Genomic DNA, 23,726 nt, shown 5'->3' on the forward strand with positions numbered 1-23,726 from the left:
AAGAATGCCCATAGAATACAGCTTAGCACCGCTCGATCTCGCCCTGATCGGTCTCTATGCGATCGTCGTATTATGGATCGGCTGGCGCCTCGCAGGAAAACACCACTCCGCTGAAGACTATTTCCTAGCCGGGCGCGGCATGGTCTGGCCATTGATCGGCATCTCGCTCTTTGCTTCTAATATTTCGTCCACCACACTGATCGGACTCGCAGGCGATGCCTATCACACAGGCATCTCTGTCTTTAACTACGAGTGGATGGCTTCCGCAGTCTTGGTCTTCTTCGCCATCTTCATCCTCCCATTTGTGCTGCGCGCTCAGGTATTTACCCTGCCGGAATTCTTAGAACGCCGCTACGATGGACGCATTCGCAGCTACTTTTCTGCACTCACCTTGTTTCTAAATATCATCGTAGATACCGCAGGCAGCCTCTTCGCAGGCGGCCTGCTACTGCAACTGGTCTTTCCCCAGTTGGACATGGGCCTAACGATTGCGATCCTCGCCATCGCGGCGGGCCTCTACACCATCGCCGGTGGCCTGGCAGCCGTCATCTACACCGACGTCATTCAAACTGTCTTACTACTGATCGGCGCCTTGGTGATTACGGTGGTGGCCTTCGACAAGGTCGGCGGCTGGAGCGGCATGACCGCCGACCTCGACCCCTCGCGGCTCAGTCTGATCCGCCCGCTTGACGATCCTGGCGTGCCATGGCTGGGATTGATAACAGGCGTGCCGCTACTCGGATTCTACTTTTGGTGCGCCAACCAATTTATGTTACAGCGGGTCTTAAGCGCAAAAAGCGTCCATCACGGCCGCTGGGGCGTGCTACTCGCCGCAGCGCTCAAATTGCCCGTGCTCTTTATCATGGTGCTGCCTGGCACCATGGCCATCCACCTCTATCCCGACCTCGCACGTCCAGACCTGGTCTACCCCACCCTGATGTTTGATCTATTGCCGACAGGATTGCTGGGCTTAGTCATGGCTGGCTTTATTGCTGCACTGATGTCGCAGATCGATTCCACACTCAATGCAGCATCCACCCTAGTCACGATGGACTTTGTGCACAAACGCCGCCCTGAATTAAGTAGTGCCACACTCATGAAAGTGGGCCGTTGGGTCACAGGTATCTTTATGATTCTGGCCGCACTCTGGGCACCACAAATCGAAAATTTCGCCTCTCTCTTCAAATACTTGCAGATGGTGCTGTCCTACACCGTGCCGCCAATCTGCGCGATTTATTTAGTCGGCGCATTCTGGAAAGGGGCCAATGCACAAGGAGCATGGTGGGCTGTCATTTGTGGCACCGCCACAGGCGCACTACTTTTCGTGGCCAACGAGATCGTAGGCCTGACGGATCTACACTTTCTCTACGTAGGTCCGCTCTTGTTTGCCGTTTCTGTGATCACTCTCTGCCTCACCAGCCGCAAAGAACAAGCACCACGCGACGAGCAAATTGCACTCGTTTGGACGCCCGCCTTCTATCAGCAAGAGACCCTCGAGTTAAAGGAGCTCCCGATCTGGCAAAACTACCGCCTATGGTCCCTGCTCCTACTCATTGCAACCGGCGTGCTGGTCGCCTGCTTCGCCTAATCGTGGATCGGCTCAGCTTCCTTCTTTTTCGCTACGTGGAAATGGCGCAAACCAAGCCGCAAAGAAGGATGGAATCGTGGCAAACATGACGATGACGAAGAACGTCAAATAGCCGTATTTATCGGATAAATACCCACTCACCGCAATCGTGGGCCAAAGCACCAGATTCATCAACGCCGTGCAGAAAGCATAATGCGTCATGTGGTATTTCCCAGGACTGATCTGCTGCATCATGTAGAGCATATTGGCCACAAAGCCGAAGCTATAGAAAAACTTCTCAATCACCACCATCATAGTCACCGTCATCAGTGAAATCTGCACATCCGGCGAGGCCACGTAGGCCAAATACACATAGGTCAAATTGGGCACATTTAAACAGATCGCCATCGTGAAGAGCGTCTTCTTCAAGCCATAGCGAGAAATAAAGAGGCCACCCAGCAGACCACCACTCAGCGCCATGATAATACTCAAGCCCCCGTCGATAATACTCTTCTCCACCAAGGTCAGTCCGACGCCGCCCTCCGCCAGCGGCGCTTGTAGAAATAGATGTCCCACCCCCAGCAGCAAGCCCTCGCCGCTGCGAAACAAAAAGACAAAGGCCAACATCCCCCAGATCTGCGGCTTCCTAAAGAAATCAGCCCAGGCATCAAAAAATGTCGAGTAGATCTGTTTGAAATTCTCCGGCCGCTGCGCCACCTCGCCTTGCGGCAAAAAGAACATGTGATAGCCCGCCAGCGCGGCCATCACCGCCGCGGCAACCATCCACGCAATCGTCCACGAAGATGACTCCGATTGCCCGAAATAGGCAGCCACCAATAGGATCACCGTCGAAGAAAAAAAGCGCCCCACATTCCAAAACATCCCCTGAATACCGACAAACTTAGCCTGCGAACTCTTATCCAAAGTCGTGATATACGTGCCATCCATGCAGATGTCATGCGTGGCCGAGGCGAAGGCCATCAGCCACAGGATACCGATCGAAACGGTAAAGTAGCTCGGCAATTGCAGACAGAAAGCCAAGGCGGCCAACAATCCCACCATGCTGAACTCCATCACCACCACGATCCACTTTTTGGTCTTAAACATCTCCAGGAAAGCGGCCCACAGCGGCTTTAAGGACCACACCAACGTGATATTTCCCACCCACAAGGTGATGTCCGTATTATCGTGGCCGAGATATTTAAACATCGTAGCTGCCACCCAAGTAATCATTACGTAAGGCAGCCCCTCGGCAAAATATCCGGTTGGCACCCACGACCAAGGATTACGTTTGGAAGCAGTAGTTTGACTCATAGGCAATCAGTAGTAAGAAGAACACACAGCTTGATGGAGCCGCCAAGCGACGAGCAAGCATTTTAATAAAACACCTCCGCCCCTCCAACAAACAAGACGCCGCTAGCGCGACATCGCTACAACATTCATGGCCTATTGCTGATCGGCCCCGTAGCGACGCGATGCCAATCGCGTCTCCGCCCCACAAACAAGACGCCGCTCGCGCGGCATCGCTACAACATTCGTGGCCTATTGCTGATCGGCCCCGTAGCGACGCGATGCCAATCGCGTCTCCGCCAACAAACAAGACGCCGCTAGCGCGGCATCACTACAACATTCATGGCCTATTGCTGATCGGCCCCGTAGCGACGCGATGCCAATCGCGTCTCCGCCCCACAAACAAGACGACGCTCGCGCGACATCGCTACAACATTCATGGCCTATTGCTGATCGGCCCTGTAGCGACGCGATGCCAATCGCGTCTCCGCCCCGCAAACAAGACGACGCTAGCGCGACATCGCTACAACATTCATGGCCTATTGCTTATCGGCCCCGTAGCGACGCGATGCCAATCGCGTCTCCGCCCCGCAAACAAGACGCCGCTAGCGCGATGCGCTATGGCGATAGCGGAAAGCCGCAGCGCATAAGTATCGTTTTCGCCAAGCAGGGAGACTTCAAGTTCAGCGATACCTAGGGCCCCAGTCACGCCCTCCGCGGGGTGCCCATCGCGCAGGCCGAGCAAGTCTCACAAGGCTCCATCGATCTGATCGAGTTTTAGCTCTCTGCCTTTTTCGGCTTCTTCGCACGAGGCACGTCGCGGGCATCGAAGTGCAAGATGTATTTTTGCTCGAAGTAAGGATCACTGAATGTCTCTTCCAAATTGATTGTTTTACGCGGACGTATGCCCAGCGCTGACAACTCATCGTCCAACTCCCCGCCCTTCCAGTAAAGCACTCCATTCGGAATCGAGTTACGCTCACCGCGGCGAACATTCCCTTTAATCCAACTAAAATATTCCGGCAGATTTTTCACAGCGCGACCGGTCACGAAATCGAACTGCTTCTTGACCTCTTCGGCTCGACATTGACGTGCTTCCACATTTTTTAAGCCGAGCTTGTCGATCAGGTCTTGAACTACGGTAATCTTTTTACCGATCGAATCGATCAATGTGAAATGCGCCTGCGGATAGCAGATCGCCATAATAATACCTGGAAACCCACCACCAGTGCCCACGTCCATGATACGAGTGCCTGACATCAGCTTCAGGTGATTGGTAATCGCGAGACAATGCGAAAGGTGATGTGGCTCCAACTGATCGATGTCTTTTCGCGAGATGAGATTAATCTTCCCGTTCCACTCACGCAAGAGCACGGCCCACGCTTCCAGCACCGGCCAGGTCTCTTCACTTACATTGGGAAATTGTTGTTTGATCGCTTCCATATTCTATTTCTTTAATTCGGAACTGCTAACTTTCGCGGCTTCGCTTTTTCTGCAGCTAAATGACTCTCCAATGCCATCAACTTTGGTCATTATTTAAGTAGTCATCAAAGAGCCCTTCAATTTCTTCAAGCATGCTTTCTGAAATCGAGAAATCAATTTCTTGCGCAAAGCAGTCCAGGCTCGTGATCGCATTAGTGGTGGCTTCACTGATACTCTCGTTGTGCAAGCGCTTAGCAAAATCGATATTCAGTCGATTAATATTACGATAGATTTCTTTTAACCCCTCAAAATCCCAATCCGCTTCGCCTCCCTTTTTATGACGGAAATACTGGGCCAGTGCATACATCGAAAGTGCCCGATAAACAGTTTCCTCCGTATCGGCAAATGGCAGGTGAAAGCGCGCCATCGGACGTAACTTATCCAGAACAGGACATCCACTGGTCACCATGTAGATGCCGATCAGCGAACTAATCGCCGGAAACAAGGCCGTCTTTCCTCCTTTCGTCACCCTCTGCGGCGTCTCGACTTCGACGATTGCCGTTTCGACCGACTTAAAGTCCTGAAAAAATTCAACAATCTCGACAATATTAACCGCAACCGGACAGCGGGGATGCTCTACAGAATTCAATGGGCACTGCCGACACTGCTTATACTTCAGTCGCGTCCACTCAGGGTACACATCCCGCTCAGGCGTCAAAATTGAGCAATTTTTCCGATCCAATTGCACCAAAAACTCCTTTTCCAATCCATCTGGGAACTGAAAGCGATAGGTTAAGGAAAAGGCACCGGATTGAATCATAGCGAAACTTCGTCATATGCACATTGAAAAGTCAAAGCCGCGCTCAAATAATCGTCATATTCATAATGAAAACCAATCGCCGCATCATACACATCGACATGGACTGCTTCTACGCAGCTGTCGAAATGCGCGAACACCCGCAATTCGCCCACCGACCGCTGGCAGTTGGCGGCGCATCAGGTCGTGGTGTATTGACCACCTGCAACTATCCCGCCCGTGCTTACGGCGTGCGCTCGGCCATGCCAGTCTTCAAAGCACGTGAGCTCTGCCCACAACTCATCATCCTCCCCGTGCGCTTTGAGCTCTACCGCGCCGCCTCTAAGAAGGTACGCGAAATCTTTACACGCTACACCGACTTAATCGAACCACTCTCACTCGACGAGGCCTATCTGGATGTCAGCCACCTACGTCGCCCTGGCGCCGAAATCGCCGCAGAAATCCGGGCGACCATACTAGCGGAAACCGGGCTGACCGCTTCTGCAGGAATTGGTCCTAATAAACTCATCGCCAAAGTCGCCAGCGATTGGAACAAGCCTAACGGACAGTGCATCGTCGCCCCCTCGAAAGTCGACTTATTCATGCGCGAACTCCCCGTGCGGCGAATCTGGGGCGTGGGCCCCAAAAGTGCCACACGACTCAGCGAGAATGGCATCGAAACCTGCGCGCAACTACAACTCAAAGACAAAACCTGGCTCGCTCAAGAATTTGGCAGCTTCGGTCTAGAGCTCTACAAACTTTGCAGAGGTATCGACGAACGCCCGGTGCAAGCCAACCGCATCCGTAAAAGTCTGAGTAACGAACGCACCTTTTCAAAAAATTTGGAAAGCTTGGAGGCCTGCCAGCAGGCACTCATCCGACAACACGACGAAATGATCGAAGATCTCAGGCAAAGTGCACCCGACCGAAAGATTGCAAAACTACTGGTCAAACTAAAGTTCAGCGATTTTCGACGCACCACCGCAGAGATGCCCGGACAAAAGCCCGACCTCAAACACTACCAGCAACTACTGCGCGAAGCATGGGGCCGCAGCGGAGAACCTGTACGCCTACTCGGCATTGGTGTGCGCTTTGCTGAAAGTGAAGGCAGCAGCGAACAACTGGAACTCGCACTGTAAACTAGCGTAGACCATACGCTTAAACATTGAAACCAGCCGCGTTCATCACCTAACATTCAGCTCAATGAGCAGCGAACCTCCCCCGTTACCCAAATACAAACTAGCCAAACGAAGCATCGAAAGTGAAAAAACGCCTGCTCCCAGCTCCACAGCGAATGCGAGCTCTCCAGAGATAGAGCCCAAACGGCCACTGCAATTGCGCCCACCCACTCAGCCAGGAATCAAAAAAGATTCAATGCTCAGCACTGCCGACATGCTGGAAGACGCCTACGGCGCAGAAAAACGCACCCGCAAGCGTAAAAATACCATCGAAAAGATCAAAGCCTGCGGCTTAACACTCTGCGTCATCGTCCTATTCTTCGTTGGTACCCTCGCGCACGCACACATCTACATGAAATTACCCCGCCTAGAACCTCTCAACTGGTATCTAGCTTTTTTACTGGGCTCCAGCTTCGCAGCCTGGCTCTGCCTGAAATCAATTCATTTTATAGAAAAAAGAGAACGCTCCCTCGCGATCACCGGGCTCCTACTCACTTGCACCGTCACCTACTGGAACAGCTATGTTCTGGACTATGCCATTCGTGGCGAAAGCGTCAGCCCCAGTAATGCCCTATGGGTCCCTAAGGATGTCAACGACCTGGCAATTATCACCGAACTCAATGCACTACGCGGCGTCAGCAAAACAGCGTCTGCCTACACCGAACTGCCCAGTCAGGCCTACTACAATGCCTTCAACGCCCTAGACCGTAAACATTGGCGCCCTCTATTTCACCAATTCCTGAGCCCCGATGAATTAGAACAGGTCAATCATGTTAATGTGAACGATTATATTCGAGTCGTCGTCGAACGCATGCGCGCACACCGCGCCACAGTGTGGACCCAATACAAAGAGCAGCAACAACAGGCCAGCATCGGATGGCAGCTACAACAAGCACGCTTAAAGCCCTACACTTGGGTCCTGCGTCACCTGTAACAGCACACAAAAAAACCGACAAAAGATAATGTCGGTTATGAAAAGCTATAAACAAAATGGCGCAGTCCCTACCCCTAAGGACTGCGCCAACCATTGTCTACTTTATGTCCTCCGGAGAGGACTTATTCTGTTACCCCAAACTCCCTTGCGGGAGAAAAGTTGATGGACGGAATAGATCACACAGATTCCGCCGCTGCAAGTTTTATTTGAATCATTTTTGATTTTTCTTATTTTGCTTATAATAAGAATTAGACTCGCTTATTGGATTAATAAAGATTGCATCGCAGAAAGTGGCGCGAGGGATACCCCTAAACCCCGCGCCACACTATTTTCTGCTTTGTCTTATTACCCCAACTCCCATACACGGGAGAAATAGAAATATTGGAAAGAACTGATATAGACATTACCATCTATCGTGCCAACTTACCGTAGAGCTTAAAAATTGCTCTTTTTTCTACTAAAATAGCCAAGCATCGTGAAATTTTCCAAAAACATCGAAGACATCATCGCCGACTTCCGAGGTCTCCCTCACACGGTGACTACGTCCGCGCGGCGCGAGCCTAAGCCTCTAGACAGCATTATGGTGCTCCTGCAGGAAAAGTATAAACTGGAAAAACCCAGCCCCGAACGCACTTTAGTCGAAAACTGGGAAAAAATCTTTGGGCCCAGCCTATGCGAACGCTGCCACCCCGTGCGCATCAAAGACGAGCGCACCCTCATCATTTCAGTCACAAATCAGACACTGCGCTCCGAACTTCAATTTATGAAACGCTCCTTCTTGAAAAAAATTCAAGCACTCGAACACTGCAGCGACATTAAAGATCTGGTGATACGAAGCTGAAGCGCTCCCAGCCCACAGCCCACAGGCCGCCCCCTATATGCGAGGACGGCGGCGTTTTTGCGAGGACGCGGCGTTTTTGAAAACTTTGAGGTTTGAAACGCGGGGATCATGCCGCAAAGCTGCCTCCACAATTATGAAAAGCTACCTTGATCTTCTTCGCACTGTCCTAGAGACGGGCACTTACCGCGACGACCGCACTGGCACAGGCACCTACTCGATCTTCGGGGCCCAAGCACGCTTTTCGCTCGATGCCGGGTTTCCACTGCTCACCACAAAAAAGCTACACCTACGCTCCATCATCCATGAGCTACTGTGGTTTCTTCAAGGCAACACCAACATCAGCTACTTAAAAGAAAACAAAGTGCGCATTTGGGATGAATGGGCCGACGCAGACGGCAATCTCGGCCGCGTCTATGGCGCACAATGGCGCGACTGGGCCGGCCCCGATGGCGAACGCGTCGATCAACTGGCCGAAGTCATCGACTCACTCAGAAACAATCCCGACAGTCGACGCCACATGGTCTGCGCTTGGAATCCAGGCGAGATCAAGCACATGGCCCTGCCCCCCTGCCACGCGCTGTTCCAATTCTACGTCGCCAACGGCGAGCTCAGCTGCCAGCTCTACCAACGCAGCGCCGACATCTTCCTAGGCGTGCCCTTCAACATCGCCTCCTACGCACTACTCACCCAAATGGTGGCACAAGTTTGCGGACTCAAAGCTAAAGAGTTTGTCCACACCTTTGGCGACTTGCACCTCTACTCGAATCACCTGGAGCAAGCGAAAGAACAACTCTCCCGCGAACCACGTGCATTGCCACAAATGAAAATCAACCCGGCGATCAAGGAAATCGATGACTTCAAATTCGAAGACTTTGAATTGGTGAACTACAATCCACATCCCACAATCAAAGCGCCGATTGCGGTCTAGCGACCGCAAGCGGTAGTTCCCCAGTTTTCAATTCTCTAGTTCCTAGTTCAGAGACACTAAAAAACTGGTAAACTGAAAACTGGTAAACTGAAAACAGATGAATACTTACAAAGCAATCGCCGCCATGTCTGAGAATCGCGTCATCGGGCACGCGGGTAAGATCCCCTGGCATTTGCCGGCAGATTTCAAATGGTTCAAGCAAACAACCATCGGCGGCATCTTGATCATGGGACGCAAGACCTACGAGTCGATCGGACGCCCCCTACCGGGCCGCGACACCTACGTCCTCAGTCGCAGCCCTCAGCACATTCCGGGCGTACAACTCTTCCACGACCTCACAGAACTTGAAGAGCTTCAAACCGATAAGACCATCTGGATCGCCGGTGGTGGCGAAATATACACACAGATGCTCGCTAAATGCAGCGAGCTTTACCTGACACGCGTGCACCGCACAGTGGAAGGCGATGCCTTTTTCCCTGAGTTCGAAGATCAATTCACCTTCGAGTCCACGATCGATCAGAATAAAGATTTCAGCATCGAACGCTGGGTTAAGAAATAGTCGAGTGTTTCAACTGCATGGACTAATCTGGTCCCTCCCATAAAGAAAATCGACAATATCACCCAACGCACAAATCAATGATAGCATAAGGTCTTCAAAATAAATTGTCGCGGAAGGATCAATCCACGGTCGCATTCAACGCACGGGCTTTCTGTTTTTCCGCTCGCTCGCGCTCGGTTTCTTCAATCTTTCGGGCTTTCTCCCGTTCCCATGCCTCCCGTGAAATCACATCAATCCCGCCACGTCGGCGAAACTTCAGCTCGCTGACATTGCCATGGGCAATGAGTCTCTGCGTGCCGTTGTCCGAATAAACCAAGCCGGCCGCGTGCACACCGAAACCATAGCCCTGAAACCCCGTGAAGGTGTTGTAAGCGATGACCTGCTTGAGCGGTTCCGGAAGCCCCTGGGTATTGACATAATAACCGCCGACATCGTGTGAGGCCAAATAGGCGAGATCCATGACCAGATTAAAACGCACATCCGATTCCCAACCAAAACGACCGACACCAAAGCCCCGCTGCCCACCATCGATTCCCGAGTTGCCAACCCGGCGAATCACATTGCGCAACACATGATTCCGTAGCCCCCAGACCTGGACGCCTGCGGTCCGGCGCCCCAGCCAACCGATGTCTTCAATCAAACACTGCTCGAGAATGTTGTCCGAACCTTCCATTCGAACTCCACCACCCCAGCTGTGCGCGATCCGATTGCGCCAGAGGCGATTCCCCTGCCCCGAAACATAGACCCCGCAGGAGGCATCCACCCGACCACCGTAATCGGTTGCCATAAAAGCCGTCCAGGGCGAGGGATAAAGCACTTCGCAGTCGCGCACTTCGCAGCCGACCGCATCATCCATCCGGATGGAGGCCGCCTTGAAATGCAGCCCTTCGACCACGACATTTTTACGTTCCCGCAGATCCAGACCCCACAAGCGATGCCGCAGTTCGATGGCAGACGCGCCCACGGCACCGGGCACATACAGATACAGCCGCTTTTGTTCCGGGTCCCAGAACCACTCTTCAGGCGCATCGAGCGCCGCCAGGCAATTGATAATGTAGCCCTTTCCCGCCCCCATCCGCGTGGTATTCTGCTTGTTCCAGGGACGATGACCAAAGGCAAAAACTTTCACGACCTCACCTTCGGTCGATAGGATGCGACCGGTGCATGCGGTAAAAGGATTCCGACCGTGCATGCCCGAATAAACAGCGCCGGCGAAGTAATTGTCCGGATAGTCCTCCAAGGCCGCGATTTTAACAATGCTCTGATCCGGCTCGGGCGGCATGATAATCTCCGTCGGCAGGTAGTTTTCCTTGTCTAAGACAGCAGCGTTGCCTCTTCGCCCATATCGGGGAAGCGGGCCAGCTTCATGCGCTTGCCGTCGACGAAGACTTGCCAAACTTTTTGCGGCGCAGGAATCGTTTGAATGTTCTCCTTGAAATCATCCCACGGCTCGGCAACCAGATCGCAGCCATTCATCGCAGCAAGCGAATGAAGGCCCCACAACATACCTGCATTTTCGAAAACGCGCTATCACTGAAACACGTGATAAGATTCAATTATTGAAACTAGGTATCAAGCTGAAGCCGCCCGAAAAGCCGAACGCATCGCCGAACTCGAAAAAGCCACCGTCAAATCCGAAGGCCGCACCACGCTCGCAAACGGGCAAGAAGTCATCATCCGCGAAGTCGAACCACCGCCAAACGTAGGGGCGTCACTCGTGACGCCCGCCGCAGCAAAGCCCGAACCTTCAGGCAATCCACAAGCACTCGACCTTTCGCAACTCAGCCCCGAGCAACTCGCTCACTACGAAGCATGGCAAGCTCGCTCTCACAAAGAGCAACAAGTCATCATGCTCTCGGCCACTGTTTACGAGCACGCAGTCACCCGCCTAAGCTGGCGCTTTGCCGACGGAAGCGAACCCTCAGAATACATCGCATTTACGAACGCAGATTTCAATCTATTACGCGGCACCCACGCGCTCAGCACCGACTCGCACGATTTCACCTTTTTCATGGGGATTGGCGACGCTTCCAGCGAGGACAACCCTTACAGCAACAAAACCGTACCCGACCTATCTAATTTTTCCAACCAGCGCAGCGAGTATCTCGTGATTCAAGGCGCCCCCGAACACGAAGCCGCGTTCGCTGGCATCGAAGCGCTGCTGGCGCACTATGACACCAATTTAGCCGAGCTAAAAATCAAACAGCAACGACGCGAAGCACTCACGGCGGCCAAGCAACGCTATGATGCCAAGCATCCACAGACAGAGCCCGAGCCCTTCATCATGGAGTTCTGGGTACCCGAGAAATCGGCTAAACCGTAGCGGGGTTGATTTATCGCCCCATCCGATCGCAGTAACCGATTCCGATTAAAAATAAGATGCATACCACGCCCAAGTCTTGCGCACAGCAAAGCGTCGCTATCTTCGCTTACATCGCTGCGGCCGGTATGCTCTCCGCGACAGTCGCCCCAGAAAGCGAACTTGAGGCGACCAAGCCCACAGTGCAAATAACAAAAGTGGACGGTACTCACCTGCGCATCGACTGGTCAGCGCACCCGCATGTCTACTACTTCGTCGAAGGTTCCAACGACTTGATCAACTGGATTCCTGTAAAACTGTTCAAAGACAACGTGGGGATCGGCAGTTTAACGCATGGGATAACCGTGAGAAATCCGAAGGAGTTTCAACGCCTCAGCCTCGACCACGACGTCAGTTACACCGCGACTACAGGCGGACTCAACTTAGCCGAAGCCTACGCCGCCGGCACCGACCCAAACCAGATCGATAGCGATGGCGACGGCGAATCCGACTCGGTCGAAATCGCCAACGGCACCGACCCAAACTACGATGAGACCCGCGACGATCCTAATGGTGACTACGATGAAGATGGTTTGACCAACGCCGAGGAACATACCATTGAAACTTTTCCCAAGGACGCGGATAGCGACGACGACAATGTCATCGACGGCGAAGATGGCTGGCCGCATTGCAAAGATCTAGCACCGGCGCGACTGGCAAAACCTAGTTACGTTGTAATTCCGATCCATGAAGGTTCATCATCGACGCGTCTCTATTTCGGAGAGATTAACAACAACACGCATGCCTTGTTCGCAACCAGTGAAGACGGAGCAAGTGCACATTATTATTTCAATTGGAGCGAAAGTGAATCGCAGCTGTTGCCAGAAATAACAAATTCCGCAGAATATTCTTACTATGGCGACTACTTCGGCTTAACCGATCAAAATTACTTTTTGCGAGATGGCGTAGTGAACTCCCCTCCAGATGGCGACTATCCCTTGCCAGCACTCTTCCTTGATGGAGATCTTCAATTTGAAATCAGTAGCTTGGTAGAATTCCCGCCGTTGGACGATCGAGATCCTCAAGAAGCATATGCCTATGTAAATTTAGTTCTGCCGAATGGTAGAATCCGAGGAATACAAGATGATTGGTATGATGGCCCCGCTGAAGCGGCAATCGAGTGGGATACCACCGGGGAGCCGTTCGCCATGCCTAATAGTTTCGATTTTGCGACTGAGTATGCTGTTTATGCGTACGCAGTGAACTCTCAGGGAGTCGGACTAGCCCATGCAGAAGGTCAGAATGCGATCACACTCGAAGTATGGGATAATTATTTCGGAGTATGGAAGGCCACAGACGACAGTTTTATCACCTTAAAGACCGTCCCCGCAAATGAGTGGTGGAATTACGAAGATTTTCCGGAAGATTCACGCATTAACAACAAGAATACGATCACGACCCAAGGTAGTTATGGCACTCGTCTATGGGTAGATAAGCGAGCGGGGATTCGCAATGATCAATCCGTCAATGCCAACCTGACGATTTCTGACTTGGAAGTGATTGACTGGGAGGCGAATTGGGGCGATGCTCCACCCATTAACCTCAACATCGACATGCGTGGTTTTGATACAACAAGGATATGGCAAAACGCCCAGTGGCTGGAGGTAGAGGAACTTATACCATCAGCAATGGAGCCGAATCCTCAATGGTCAAACATACAGATATACGACATGAACGACCACGGAAACTGTATAGCCCAAGCAACCAATACGGACGGCAAGCAATGTGTCGTGCTGCTACTCAAGATGGACGTGGAGTATAAGTTTGGAGACGAAACTGAATGGCAACCTCTTGATCAAGAAGACATCCAGAGAATACCCCTTGATAAGATTTCAAAGTTCAGAATTAGCGGCTTAGACTCACTTCCACAGAGTGTGCAGGATTCGATAACTTGGGAGGGGACGTTTGGGGAAGAGAAGTCTGGCCTTGAGGTAGAGTTTGATCAGACACCTGTTGTTGCTGGCAGCGATGGAGATACTAAAGAACTCGAAGTGACACTGAATGAATTTAGATTATTCCTTAAAGAGTTTTTAGTCTATGATTACGTCTTAGGAATACATTCAAACACTGCTCCTGGTCATCCTGATTATGATTCTGGTCATGCTTGGATATCGCTATCGAAAATTAGTTTTGAAAACGGTGCTCTTAACATTTGGGACATGAACACTTACGGATTGTATCCTGATTTTCATTCATCGACACCTGAGGATCCTGGTAATTTAAACTCCGATGTTCGTCTCAATATAGAGGGATCTTCATCTGGCGGGTATGATCGCTATTATCTACTGTCGCCATCGGAAAAGGACAGGTTGTTAGAATTTGTTGAGCAAACGAAAACATGGAGTCCCTTATATAACTGCACAGATTTTGCCACAGAAGCAGTAGACTATGCTGTAGGAGAGAGCATTGATCCTCACGAACCCATTGAGATACTTGGATACAATCTGTCGTTTGCTACACCAAGGACGCTATCAGCAGAATTAGGGAGCTTTGACACGACTACGCTCGAGGATCCGGATAAAGGGGGAGAGGAAGCAAACTCGATTCCTGGAGCAGGTAGTTTTGGAGGCTCTAGCTTCACTGATAACTATGAAGATTACATCATCGACAGCTTGAATCTATGAAACGGCTACACTTCTTAACTATCCATCTCTTTTTCTGTTTTGTCGCATCGTTTGCGTTTGGCCAAACTGACTCAATTTTTGATTCAATTAAGGAGGGAAGGCTCAGTGAGGTAGTTTCGTTTTTAAGCGAAGGCGGAGATGTTAACGCTCGATCTTCAAGTGGAACTCTGTTAATGCAAGCGGCTCGTTACCAACAAGTCGAAATAGTGAACCTTTTGCTGAGTGAAGGAGCAGATGTAAGTCTTCGTGGTAGCTCTGGTTTTAATGTGATGGAACAACTCAATAGTTACATCAATCGTTCTGGGGTTAATCGCGAGCGAATGATTAAGAGTTTGCGAAGAATGGGACATAGTGAAGATTTTATAAAAAAGCAGTCTGAACAATACGTGATCGCTGAATTTTCTGGTAGTGATCGCGACTTAGAGCGTTGGACAGAAATACGTGATCTAATTCAGAATTTGAAGGTTGATCCTACCCTCTCAGAGACTTCCTCCAAACCTCCAATTGCTGAAACTTCCGCACGCGCACCCGTCGCCACAGTCGAGGCAATAGAGGAACTTCCAACGGTGGAATCCGAAGTTAAAGAACTCACCGAGATTATACCTGTTGAAGTGTCTGAAGAAACTTCCGAGCAATCCTCAAACTGGTGGCTGTGGTTGGTCGGTTTACTGGTTGTCGTTGGTGGTATTGGCCTGGTGGTTCGTCTCAAGAGCTAGTCATCCGTCTTCGCTAAAGCTACGCCGTGACAAAAGATGCCGTTCGCTCCGTCCTCCGAGATCGAATCTCGATCCTTCGTCCTACGCTTCGGCAACTCGCTGCCGCGTAATATGAGCTGCCTTCGATATCTTAACCGTTTCTCCGATCAACTTGGCAACGCCGCCCCGGGCAATCCACGATCTACGGTTGCAATCAACCGTCCCACCGCAGCCCCGCCTGAGGAGCCCCCGTTTTGCAGGTGAGGCCGTCCCCCGATTCACTTCGTTCATTCCCCTACGGCGGGGCTTCCAGCTTACCGCCCTAGCGACCTTATGCCTAGTTTCCACTACTTTTGTGCGTCTAGCGCCCAGCGGGCACCCTCGATCCTCTCACCCTCCGCTTCGCTTCGGGCACAATTACATCGCTAACCCACAACTAATCATAGAAAAATACAGGCATCTTTAACTGATGGATGTATCTTGGCTTCAAGGTGACTGGCGTTGAATTAAGTCCCCAGTAAAGAAGAATCCGAGGCTCTGCTCAGGCACACCTGATCAATTGAATCAAATTGAGATACTGTCGTCGAGAGAAGAACAAGCGAACAACACGGCAGAACCATGGACAGGAGTGTCCATGCTCCTTTTCCGACTCTAAGAACGTGGTGGCAGCAGACTTTGTGGATTCATATCGCTGCCTTCGACATCGACATCGCCGAGCTCGGCACGGACTTCGTCTGCTTTTTTGAGTAAGGCGTCCAACACTTCGGGATAGTCGGCCGCCACATTGTGCGTCTCACCGATGTCCGCATCGAGATTGAACAACTTCGGTTCCTTGAGCACTTGCTTGGCCATCAAGCGGCCTCCCCAGAAGGGCATATCGGATCGTTCGCGGGGCAAATGCAGCTTCCACTTGCCCTGACGAATGCATTGTAAGTTGCGGCCGTTATAATAATAAAAATAGGCATGCGGGCTTTCCGTGCTGTGCCCGGTCAGAATGTCGGCGATGTTCCGGCCGTCGATCACACGATCCGTGGGCAGCGCCACTCCCGCAAGCTCACAGAACAGCGGAAAGAAATCCATACTGCCAACCATTGTATCGGACACCGTGCCGGCGGGTATCCGCCCCGGCCAGCGAAAGATGCCCGGCACACGATGCCCGCCCTCCATGGTAATGTATTTACTGCCCGCCAATGGGCCGGTCGATCCACGGGCGGCCGCGCCATTGTCCGAAGTAAAGACCACCAGGGTATTGTCATCGATCCCGTTGTCTTTGAGCGCCTGCAGAATACGTCCGGTGCTATCGTCCAGTTCCAGGATACAATCCGCATAAACGCCCAGCTTGGATTGCTTCTTAAAACGTGGATGCGGCGCCAAGGGCAAATGTGGAATGTGGTGCGCGAGGTAGAGCATGAAAGGCCCGTCTTTTTCACGCTCGATGAACTTGATCGCCTCCTTGGTGTAGATTTGAGTGAGCTGACTGAAATCGGTCGGATCCATGATCACTTCGTCGCGGCCACGTGTCAGAACTTTCTTCTCCATCATCAGAGACTCATCGAAGCCTGCGTCCAGTGGATGCGCACCGTCGAGATGCGCCCCCAGGTGCCACTTCCCGATCAAACTGGTGGTATAGCCAGCCTCTTTCAAAAGTTCGGGAAAGGTGATCTCCTTGGGGTCGAGTCCTTGAAACACCGGGTTGCCGTTACGCATCGGATAGCGCCCGGTCAGCAAGGACGCCCGTGAGGGTCCGCAGACATTGGCGGGAATCAGAAAATCGGTAAAGCGCATGCCCTCCTCTGCCAGACGGTCGATGTTGGGCGACTTCACTTTCTTACCGCCATAGCAAGTAAGGTCACCGTAGCCCAGATCATCCGCAAACAGGACGATGATGTTGGGCTTCGATCCGCTGACAAGGGGTGACGGACTCTGTGCCGTCGCCAGTGAAGTCAGCAAGCCCCCAAGTAGGATAAGGGCGAGCCTCTGTAGTTTAGATAGCTTCATAATCATTGTGAACAGTCCGAAAGGCTAGCGTTTGAGAAACTCACAGCTTCCATTCCCCAGATCGAGTATCACTTCGACGTGTTCAAACTTCCTGCGCCAGACGTCGCCCCTTCGCTTTCCATCTTCCAGAGGCGCTCCCAGGGGCATCGTCCACTCTGGAAAGGGCTGCACATTTTTAAACAAATCCGTGCCGGCATGATTGGCCAAAGGCTCGACAGCATATTTAAAATACGAGTGCTCCCCCGCTGCGATGAGAAAGATCGCGAGTTTGAAGTCAAAATAAGCATAAATCTCCGCCAATTCGTTCTGTTCTTTAGGCTTCAGCTTGTTCCAAAATTCGGGCATCGCCGCACGCGCTTTCTCCTGCTTTTGCGCGAGCGAAAGCTCTGGCACCGGCGTGGGCTTGCGATCACTCATGGTTAAGCGAATCATCTTCCCGGCTTTTACCGCTTCTTGTATATACGCAATACCCTTGTGTGCATTCTTCACGTAGCCGCCCCCCATACGCTCAAAAGATTCGATATAAGCGCAATGGATATAGTCATTCACATACTGCATGTTGCCGCCCGGCCGATTCACTCGCAGGAAATTTCCGGTCAAAACCACTTCATCCGCAAACTCGTCCCGACAGGCAGCCAGCAAGGGCTTCAGACCTTGATCCCGATAATCCTTAGCGACCAACTCTCCTTTAAAATTAACACGCTTCCCCCCTCGCCGACCGCAATCGAGTGCCTTGACCAGTGCATCTATAAAGAAGCTTTGCCCTTCTCCATTCTGGATCTGCTTCCGCGCCTGACTCATCCACCAATCGCGCATCCCGGGTTCCAATAGATTATAATAAGGGCAATCGCCCCCCACGACCGGCGTTCCATCCGCATGATACAGATAGTGCTCCGGATGGGTCGCAAAATGCCCTTTTTTTAGATTCATGCTGCCGTAATCCTTTTCCAGATTCATGTAGCCCACACCATATAAACGGTCGGGGTATCTGGCCGTAAACTTCTCCAATGAGCCTGAAACACCAATCACCTTTGAAGCCTGACAGATGATATCGATTTCGCGGTCGGTAAATTCGCCACGCTTTCGAAGATATAGCCAACGCTGTGGGGTCTCCCAGGAATAAGGTGAGATCTTCTCCAAATGCTTTGGCAAATAACTCATCATCTCTTCCGGCGTCATCGCGAACGCATTGGAGCTCAGTAGGAACGATGCAAGGAAGCAGAGCGCACCTGCCATCATGAATCTAAGATCGCTGGTTTTCATAGCGCATCTATCTTCGTGAGTTTTCACCGATCACATCGTGGGTGCCGATATCCCGTTTGGCGAAGTCGAGCTGCTGGAGTAAGCGATCCACGACTTCGGGGTGCTGTTTGGCCACGTTGGTGGTCTCGCCAATGTCGTCCTTGAGGTTATAGAGCGTGAGCTCTGTGATATAAGTGCGGTCCTGGGGCGGCACGTGACTTTGCCATTCTTCGCCTTCCCGGGTCTTGTCCAATTCCGTATGCGGCAGATGCAGCTTCCAATCCCCCACCCGCACCGCACGCAAGGCTCGGTGTTGGTAGTAGAAGAACGGGCGATTCAGTTCCTGCTGTTGACCATGAAAGATGCCGGAGATGTCGATGCCATCAATCACACGGTCGGTCGGCACTTTCGCCCCGGCGAGCTGGGCGATGCTGGGAAAGAGATCGATCATCGCCGTCACCAGGTCGCTGCTCGTGCCGGCCGGCACCTTCCCTGGCGCACGAATGATAAAGGGCACGCGCAGGCCGCCTTCGTAAGTGCTGGTCTTGGCACTACGCAGCGGTTCGGCATGGCCGCTATCCTTGCCCCGAATCCACCAGGGGCCGTTGTCGCTGGTGAAGATGACATAGGTGTTTTCATCGAGGCCGAGCTCCTTAACTTTATCCAGCAATCGGCCGGTGTGAAAATCGATCTCTTCGATCACATCGCCGTAGAGGCCCGCGTTCGATTTACCCTTAAACGCTTTCGTAGTCACCAGAGGCGTGTGCGGCATCGGATGCGCGAGGTAGAAGAAGAAAGGCTCGTCTTTGTTCGTTTCAATAAACTCGATGGCTTTGTTGGTAAAAAGCTCTGTCGGCGAAGGTCGGTTGGCATGTTTCATCGCAACTTTCTGCCCGGAATAGAGTGGCTTGCATTTACTGTTCTGCCCCCAGAGAGTGACCTCAAAGCCCTGATTGTGTGGCCCGAACTCGGGTCTGAAAGTCAACTGACCACGCCCGGAGAGATCCCATTTCCCGGCCATGCCGGTTTTGTAACCGGCATCTTTTAAAATTTCTGCCAGCGTGACTTCATTGAGCGACATAGCCGGGTGCACCATCAGGCCGTCGTCATGCGCGCCTCTTTCGACTCGCATGGGATAAGATCCCGTCATCAGCGAAGCTCTGGCAGGGCCGCACACGGTTTGCGCGTAAAAACTGGTCAACTTCATCCCCTCATCCGCCATGCGATCAATGCGTGGCGTGCGAATATTGGGAGAGCCGTAGCAACCGAGGTCTTGATAGCCCTGATCATCAGTCAGAATGATGATGAAGTTGGGCCGCTGCGCAGCAGACGCGGTAAAGCCGATGCTGCTGGCAGCACAGAAGAGTAATGCAATCCATTTGTTCATTTTCATAAGGGCTTGTATTCTTTGGGCGTGGAAAATTCAGGGGAGGACCGCCTCGATCTTTTCTGCCACCGCATCCGCCAATAGCGCCTGTCCCGTTGGGTTAAAATGCACGTTATGCGGAAGTTGTATCGTATCCAGCTTTCCCAAACAAAGCGTGTAGAGCTCGTTCACTGAAACCGCCTGTTCCTGCATAATTTCGAGTGCAATGGAATTATAGAGCTCCACATCTTCAGGCAGGCGCGCGGGTCCATCCGGCCCTTCAGGATAAGGCGTGGTGGTCGCAAAAATCAACTGAGCCCCGGTGGCTTTCAGCTTGGTGACAAGCTCGACCAGTTGCTTCTCGTATTGGTCCGGTTCAGCTTGGCGAGGGTCGTCAAACGACTCGGAGTTCTTACCGGTCTTTGGGTCAACGTGTTTTAAATCATGTAAACCCCAGTTGAAGTGTATCACATCCCACTTCCGTCCCTGTAACCAGCGGTCGATATGTCTCACTCCATTGGTGGTGCCCTGACAGTTCTCGGGCTTCCTGCCTCGCGCCGCATAGGGACGGAAGACATTGGCCTTCCCCTCTAATTGTGAACGCACCTGGAGCGTATAACTGATCGAAATTGAATCTCCAAGAATAAGCACATTAGGCAGCTCCGGATTGGGCGTCGTTTTCCAGCTCGCCTTCGTAGTTTTCTTTTCCAAATCCGAACCTGCTTCCGGATGATAAGTGGGCACATCCAAACGGCTGCGCGTGTCGCCATTCGAGAGTGGCGCTGCAACTGTTTTTGCGCTCAAGACAGCACCGAAGAGCATCAATGCCCCAATTTTTAGATAGTTTGTTATTTTCATCTTATACGAATTGAATCTTTAATTTCTGCCCCGCCTTCAGGCTCAGCCCATTTTCAAAGTTAAGCATATAGCGTTCAGCCTCTTGTTGGAACTCCGCAGCGATCGACTTGCCGTCGAGCTCGACCTTAGCTCCGCTGGCTATTGAACCTGCGATCGGCGCGAAGGCCAATGTGTTTAAGCGCAATTGACCATGACGCAGTTCCAGTATTTCCAACTGCTGATCCTGCACGAGCTTTTGCGAGAACGTCCCCCAGCCTTCGGCTGTGGTGAAGGGCGCTTTGAAATCCTTAGGCTGAATGCGTGGGGCAAAGGCCAAGTAGCCCTGGGGCCCGTGATACTCGAAACCGCAGGCCGCAAGGAAGACACCATAGCTGGCCATCGAGCGCGCGTAGTGGTCGCCGCATTCGATTTCGTTGTATGGATTCCGCTTGGCCGCGCCGTAGCGCTCGTGCACGGCTTTGATGATGGCGAGTCCTTTTTCGACCAGCTCGGAATCCGGCTCGCCTTCGTAAAGCATGTGCGCGGCGACCTGATATTCGAAGCCGTTCATACACTCATTGAAGTAGCCGCCCACGCTGGTGAAGCGGTCGGGGTTTTCTTTGGAACGCAGTTTATTACCGGGGATCGCTTCCTTGGCGCCGCCCTTGGGCCAAGTCGTCATGAGCAAGCCCGCTTCGCCGGGCATGGCATACCAACGGAAAGCGGCTTCGATTTCGCGGTGGTCGAGCGCATACTGCCCGGCGTCCGGCGCGAAGTTGTATTTCCAAATGCTGTTCAGCGCGGAGACGGTTTCTTGCTTTGGAATGATGCGCCCCAGCCCTACTTGATGCGCCCAAGCCTGCCCGATCACTTGATCGATATGACAGCCCTTGTTACTATTGAGTGCTTTCTTCCCTGTCGGCTTGTGGATAAAATATTCACCGTCGAAAACTTCCGCCACAATGTTCTTATAGCCGCGGTCCAGCAGTGTGCGGCAACGTTTGGCGAAGTCAGCATCCCCCACTTCGAGTGCCATCGCCTCCGCCGCCGCCAAGGCACCGAGGTAGAGACTACTCAACCAACCCATCGGTCCATACCAGGCGGCATCGAGCGTGTGTGGCTGTGCACCTTCCCACAGGCCGTTGTCATCCGCGTCTTTACTGATGAGGAACTCAGTGGCTTGCTTCACGTTCGGCCACATGCGACGCAGGAAGGCATCGTCCGCCGACATCTGATGCTCCCGATAGACGCGCATGATACTGCCCGCCTGCCCATCGAGCGCTTCTTTGCCGCCCTTCTGATGATACTCGCCACGGTCCTTGATCATGCCGCTATCCGCGTCCATGCCGATCTCGTTGTCAAAATCGACCTTTTCACGGAAGGCGCGCTCCACCTCAGGAAAGATGCGTCCCAAGGCCTGCGAATAATACCAGACGTGCGTGCAGGTGCCTGGACAGCACTCGACGCCCTCCCAGCCGTAAGGACGGCCATTTTCAAAATAATGAAAGGTCTGCGTGGCGATACAGTCGAGTCCGATAAAGCTGCGGTCGAGCAGCCAGTATGGCAGCGTGCTGTCATACCAAGTTTGATTCCAGGCAAGCGTGCTTTCGAGGATGCGTTTATTATCGCTAGCCAAATATTCAGCAACCGCTTCAGCCGAGTCGAAATAATTGCTATATAAGCGCTTTCTGCCACGGAAGATATGACGCGAATCCTGACGGCTCCCCTTCAACGGTTCGGCATCCATCTCGGCATAGTTGGGGAAGAACCAAGTGATGGCAAAATCAACCGTCCTGGACTCGCCAGGCGCGAGTTCAAAATGGGCAAACAGTCCACCTGCCAGAGGATCATTGAGCGCTTTGCTGGCTGACGCACCCGCCTGCATTCCGGATGCCTGATCGACAAATGCCGCAGGCTCTACGCTGCCGTCGAGCGAAGTGACTGCTTTAACGCTCAGGCCAGCTTCCTGCGGATTCTGCAACAACGACAAGCTCATCGAGCCGTAGCCGTGCTTCGCCTCTAGCCCGGCACCTTCGATGCTGCTCAGGATGCTGGCGCGATTCTGCGACTGCACATAGGTGTTACGACGCTCCCCCTGCGCGTCTTTCGGCAGGTAGGGGCAAACCGTATTCTGCAGCCATCCACCTAGATCTACCTCGACAGATTGATCGGAGGGATTCGTCACCGTGTAGCGCATCACCGTCGCTGGAATGGCTGAGTCCTTCGCATTGAGCGGAATGAAAGGGCTGAAAGCTTCGAGCTGCACTGTGACCGGGCAGTCCGCATCCGCATAGCTGACCTTGCCGACCGGATACTCGCCACGAAATTGCACATCCGGAAAGCCCTGACGATCCAGCGTCTTCGTGCCCGCCTGGGTGCGGATCAAAAATCCCTGCGTCAGCTCGACGCCATTTTGCACACTATAAGGGTCACCCTGTGCGACCGGCTCGGCATAGTGCCCGCCCATGGGAAAGGCTAGAATCTTATTGCCCGGATTCGGCACGCGGTAGTAGTTACTCTTGAAAATATCCCAGAGCCACAGCTTGCCGTCACCACCGAGGTAAAGCTGACCACAGCCCATGCCACCAATCGGCATACCGACATACTTGAGCTCGCCCCCTTTGAAGACCTCAGCCACGCCGCGCTGAGTCAAGGAGGCCAACCACTGCGCGGATAACTTCTTATCGAATGGTATCAGATGCTTGGATAGATCCGATTTCGAAAAGGGGCCTGCCATGACAGGAAAACCGGAAAAAGACAGCCCCGCAGCGGAGAGCGCACCCGCCTTGAGGAAGCGACGTCGCGACACATCAGCCCGGAGGACTGAATCCTTGTTCGTGGCGATAGGTTTATCCTTTACCATGCTTTATTATAACATGATAGAGCCTCTAGCATACCACGTAGAAACATGATACGCTTCACCAAAACCTACGATACAGCTTGCTTAGTCCATTCTCCATTCGGGTCGGAATCTACACAGCACCTGTCTGGGCGCACTCAATTCAAATATACACACTCCAATGGATTCACGTGGTGATCAAACTCAATCCTATCGTAAGATAGTCATTTTCTCTAGATTCAAACAAGAAT

The 23,726-nt window shown here is 52.4% G+C and carries 19 protein-coding genes; 9 read left to right on the top strand and 10 right to left on the bottom strand.

Annotation, left to right across the window (positions count from 1 at the left end; all coding sequences use genetic code 11):
- Window positions 1-4: 4 nt before the first annotated feature.
- Window positions 5-1,588, top strand: coding sequence for a sodium:solute symporter (locus tag SH580_RS04665; RefSeq protein ID WP_319833850.1), 1,584 nt, complete (start codon window positions 5-7; stop codon window positions 1,586-1,588).
- 12 nt (window positions 1,589-1,600) lie between these two features.
- Here SH580_RS04665 and SH580_RS04670 read toward each other — a convergent pair whose 3' ends face one another.
- From SH580_RS04670 to SH580_RS04680, 3 genes are all read right to left on the bottom strand, one after another.
- Window positions 1,601-2,881: an MFS transporter gene (locus SH580_RS04670; RefSeq protein ID WP_319833851.1), complete on the bottom strand. Its 1,281-nt coding sequence runs from the start codon at window positions 2,879-2,881 to the stop codon at window positions 1,601-1,603.
- 753 nt (window positions 2,882-3,634) lie between these two features.
- Entirely contained in the window at window positions 3,635-4,300 is a 666-nt protein-coding gene (gene rsmG, locus SH580_RS04675) for a 16S rRNA (guanine(527)-N(7))-methyltransferase RsmG (protein WP_319833852.1), read from the bottom strand.
- A gap of 76 nt (window positions 4,301-4,376) precedes the next feature.
- Entirely contained in the window at window positions 4,377-5,099 is a 723-nt protein-coding gene (locus tag SH580_RS04680) for a DUF6901 family protein (protein WP_319833853.1), read from the bottom strand.
- 65 nt (window positions 5,100-5,164) lie between these two features.
- Between SH580_RS04680 and dinB the strand changes: the two genes are divergently transcribed.
- The 5 genes from dinB (at window position 5,165) to SH580_RS04705 (ending at window position 9,515) form a co-directional block, all read left to right on the top strand.
- Window positions 5,165-6,214 (top strand): DNA polymerase IV, encoded by a 1,050-nt coding sequence (dinB, locus tag SH580_RS04685; RefSeq protein ID WP_319833854.1) that lies wholly within the window; start codon window positions 5,165-5,167, stop codon window positions 6,212-6,214.
- Between the two features lie 64 nt (window positions 6,215-6,278).
- Window positions 6,279-7,187: a hypothetical protein gene (locus SH580_RS04690; RefSeq protein WP_319833855.1), complete on the top strand. Its 909-nt coding sequence runs from the start codon at window positions 6,279-6,281 to the stop codon at window positions 7,185-7,187.
- 475 nt (window positions 7,188-7,662) lie between these two features.
- Window positions 7,663-8,028 carry a DciA family protein gene (locus SH580_RS04695; protein WP_319833856.1) on the top strand — a complete coding sequence of 122 codons (366 nt, stop codon included), beginning with the start codon at window positions 7,663-7,665 and terminating at the stop codon, window positions 8,026-8,028.
- 133 nt (window positions 8,029-8,161) lie between these two features.
- A complete protein-coding gene (locus SH580_RS04700; protein WP_319833857.1) occupies window positions 8,162-8,956 on the top strand; it encodes a thymidylate synthase in 795 nt (264 codons plus the stop codon).
- Between the two features lie 97 nt (window positions 8,957-9,053).
- Window positions 9,054-9,515 (top strand): dihydrofolate reductase, encoded by a 462-nt coding sequence (locus tag SH580_RS04705; protein WP_319833858.1) that lies wholly within the window; start codon window positions 9,054-9,056, stop codon window positions 9,513-9,515.
- A 118-nt stretch (window positions 9,516-9,633) separates the two neighbouring features.
- Here the strand turns inward: SH580_RS04705 and SH580_RS04710 are convergent, their stop codons facing one another.
- Window positions 9,634-10,797, bottom strand: coding sequence for a right-handed parallel beta-helix repeat-containing protein (locus SH580_RS04710; protein ID WP_319833859.1), 1,164 nt, complete (start codon window positions 10,795-10,797; stop codon window positions 9,634-9,636).
- A 32-nt stretch (window positions 10,798-10,829) separates the two neighbouring features.
- Window positions 10,830-11,021 (bottom strand): hypothetical protein, encoded by a 192-nt coding sequence (locus tag SH580_RS04715; RefSeq protein ID WP_319833860.1) that lies wholly within the window; start codon window positions 11,019-11,021, stop codon window positions 10,830-10,832.
- A gap of 211 nt (window positions 11,022-11,232) precedes the next feature.
- Between SH580_RS04715 and SH580_RS04720 the strand changes: the two genes are divergently transcribed.
- The 3 genes from SH580_RS04720 to SH580_RS04730 are packed head-to-tail and all read left to right on the top strand — an operon-like array spanning window position 11,233 to window position 15,214.
- Window positions 11,233-11,838, top strand: coding sequence for a hypothetical protein (locus tag SH580_RS04720; protein WP_319833861.1), 606 nt, complete (start codon window positions 11,233-11,235; stop codon window positions 11,836-11,838).
- A 56-nt stretch (window positions 11,839-11,894) separates the two neighbouring features.
- On the top strand, window positions 11,895-14,498 hold the full coding sequence (locus SH580_RS04725; RefSeq protein WP_319833862.1) for a hypothetical protein: 2,604 nt from the start codon (window positions 11,895-11,897) through the stop codon (window positions 14,496-14,498).
- The gene (locus SH580_RS04730) at window positions 14,495-15,214 is read left to right on the top strand and encodes an ankyrin repeat domain-containing protein (RefSeq protein WP_319833863.1); all 720 of its coding nucleotides are present in this window, start codon (window positions 14,495-14,497) and stop codon (window positions 15,212-15,214) included. The genes SH580_RS04725 and SH580_RS04730 overlap by 4 nt, the downstream gene beginning before the upstream one ends.
- A gap of 630 nt (window positions 15,215-15,844) precedes the next feature.
- Here SH580_RS04730 and SH580_RS04735 read toward each other — a convergent pair.
- From SH580_RS04735 to SH580_RS04755, 5 genes are read right to left on the bottom strand one after another with little or no spacing between them, the layout of a single operon-like run.
- Entirely contained in the window at window positions 15,845-17,191 is a 1,347-nt protein-coding gene (locus tag SH580_RS04735; protein WP_319833864.1) for a sulfatase family protein, read from the bottom strand.
- A 24-nt stretch (window positions 17,192-17,215) separates the two neighbouring features.
- Complete coding sequence (locus SH580_RS04740; RefSeq protein ID WP_319833865.1) at window positions 17,216-18,454, bottom strand: putative glycoside hydrolase; 1,239 nt, start codon at window positions 18,452-18,454, stop codon at window positions 17,216-17,218.
- A gap of 7 nt (window positions 18,455-18,461) precedes the next feature.
- On the bottom strand, window positions 18,462-19,826 hold the full coding sequence (locus SH580_RS04745; protein WP_319833866.1) for a sulfatase family protein: 1,365 nt from the start codon (window positions 19,824-19,826) through the stop codon (window positions 18,462-18,464).
- Between the two features lie 30 nt (window positions 19,827-19,856).
- A complete protein-coding gene (locus SH580_RS04750) occupies window positions 19,857-20,657 on the bottom strand; it encodes an SGNH/GDSL hydrolase family protein (RefSeq protein ID WP_319833867.1) in 801 nt (266 codons plus the stop codon).
- Window position 20,658: 1 nt separating this feature from the next.
- Entirely contained in the window at window positions 20,659-23,499 is a 2,841-nt protein-coding gene (locus SH580_RS04755; protein ID WP_319833868.1) for a GH116 family glycosyl-hydrolase, read from the bottom strand.
- Window positions 23,500-23,726: the final 227 nt, after the last annotated feature.

The sequence above is a fragment of the Coraliomargarita algicola genome, assembly GCF_033878955.1.
GTDB lineage: Bacteria > Verrucomicrobiota > Verrucomicrobiia > Opitutales > Coraliomargaritaceae > Thalassobacterium > Thalassobacterium algicola.

What these genes read in the sequence shown, in the direction of transcription:
- SH580_RS04755 (WP_319833868.1), bottom strand. Translation starts at nt 23,499, where the DNA reads ATGGTAAAGGATAAACCTATCGCCACGAACAAGGATTCAGTCCTCCGG.
- SH580_RS04690 (WP_319833855.1), top strand. Translation starts at nt 6,279, where the DNA reads ATGAGCAGCGAACCTCCCCCGTTACCCAAATACAAACTAGCCAAACGA.
- SH580_RS04665 (WP_319833850.1), top strand. Translation starts at nt 5, where the DNA reads ATGCCCATAGAATACAGCTTAGCACCGCTCGATCTCGCCCTGATCGGT.
- SH580_RS04700 (WP_319833857.1), top strand. Translation starts at nt 8,162, where the DNA reads ATGAAAAGCTACCTTGATCTTCTTCGCACTGTCCTAGAGACGGGCACT.
- SH580_RS04735 (WP_319833864.1), bottom strand. Translation starts at nt 17,191, where the DNA reads ATGAAGCTATCTAAACTACAGAGGCTCGCCCTTATCCTACTTGGGGGC.
- SH580_RS04740 (WP_319833865.1), bottom strand. Translation starts at nt 18,454, where the DNA reads ATGAAAACCAGCGATCTTAGATTCATGATGGCAGGTGCGCTCTGCTTC.
- SH580_RS04750 (WP_319833867.1), bottom strand. Translation starts at nt 20,657, where the DNA reads ATGAAAATAACAAACTATCTAAAAATTGGGGCATTGATGCTCTTCGGT.
- SH580_RS04745 (WP_319833866.1), bottom strand. Translation starts at nt 19,826, where the DNA reads ATGAAAATGAACAAATGGATTGCATTACTCTTCTGTGCTGCCAGCAGC.
- SH580_RS04705 (WP_319833858.1), top strand. Translation starts at nt 9,054, where the DNA reads ATGAATACTTACAAAGCAATCGCCGCCATGTCTGAGAATCGCGTCATC.
- SH580_RS04725 (WP_319833862.1), top strand. Translation starts at nt 11,895, where the DNA reads ATGCATACCACGCCCAAGTCTTGCGCACAGCAAAGCGTCGCTATCTTC.
- SH580_RS04710 (WP_319833859.1), bottom strand. Translation starts at nt 10,797, where the DNA reads ATGCCGCCCGAGCCGGATCAGAGCATTGTTAAAATCGCGGCCTTGGAG.
- SH580_RS04670 (WP_319833851.1), bottom strand. Translation starts at nt 2,881, where the DNA reads ATGAGTCAAACTACTGCTTCCAAACGTAATCCTTGGTCGTGGGTGCCA.
- SH580_RS04680 (WP_319833853.1), bottom strand. Translation starts at nt 5,099, where the DNA reads ATGATTCAATCCGGTGCCTTTTCCTTAACCTATCGCTTTCAGTTCCCA.
- rsmG (WP_319833852.1), bottom strand. Translation starts at nt 4,300, where the DNA reads ATGGAAGCGATCAAACAACAATTTCCCAATGTAAGTGAAGAGACCTGG.
- SH580_RS04730 (WP_319833863.1), top strand. Translation starts at nt 14,495, where the DNA reads ATGAAACGGCTACACTTCTTAACTATCCATCTCTTTTTCTGTTTTGTC.
- SH580_RS04715 (WP_319833860.1), bottom strand. Translation starts at nt 11,021, where the DNA reads ATGTTGTGGGGCCTTCATTCGCTTGCTGCGATGAATGGCTGCGATCTG.
- dinB (WP_319833854.1), top strand. Translation starts at nt 5,165, where the DNA reads ATGAAAACCAATCGCCGCATCATACACATCGACATGGACTGCTTCTAC.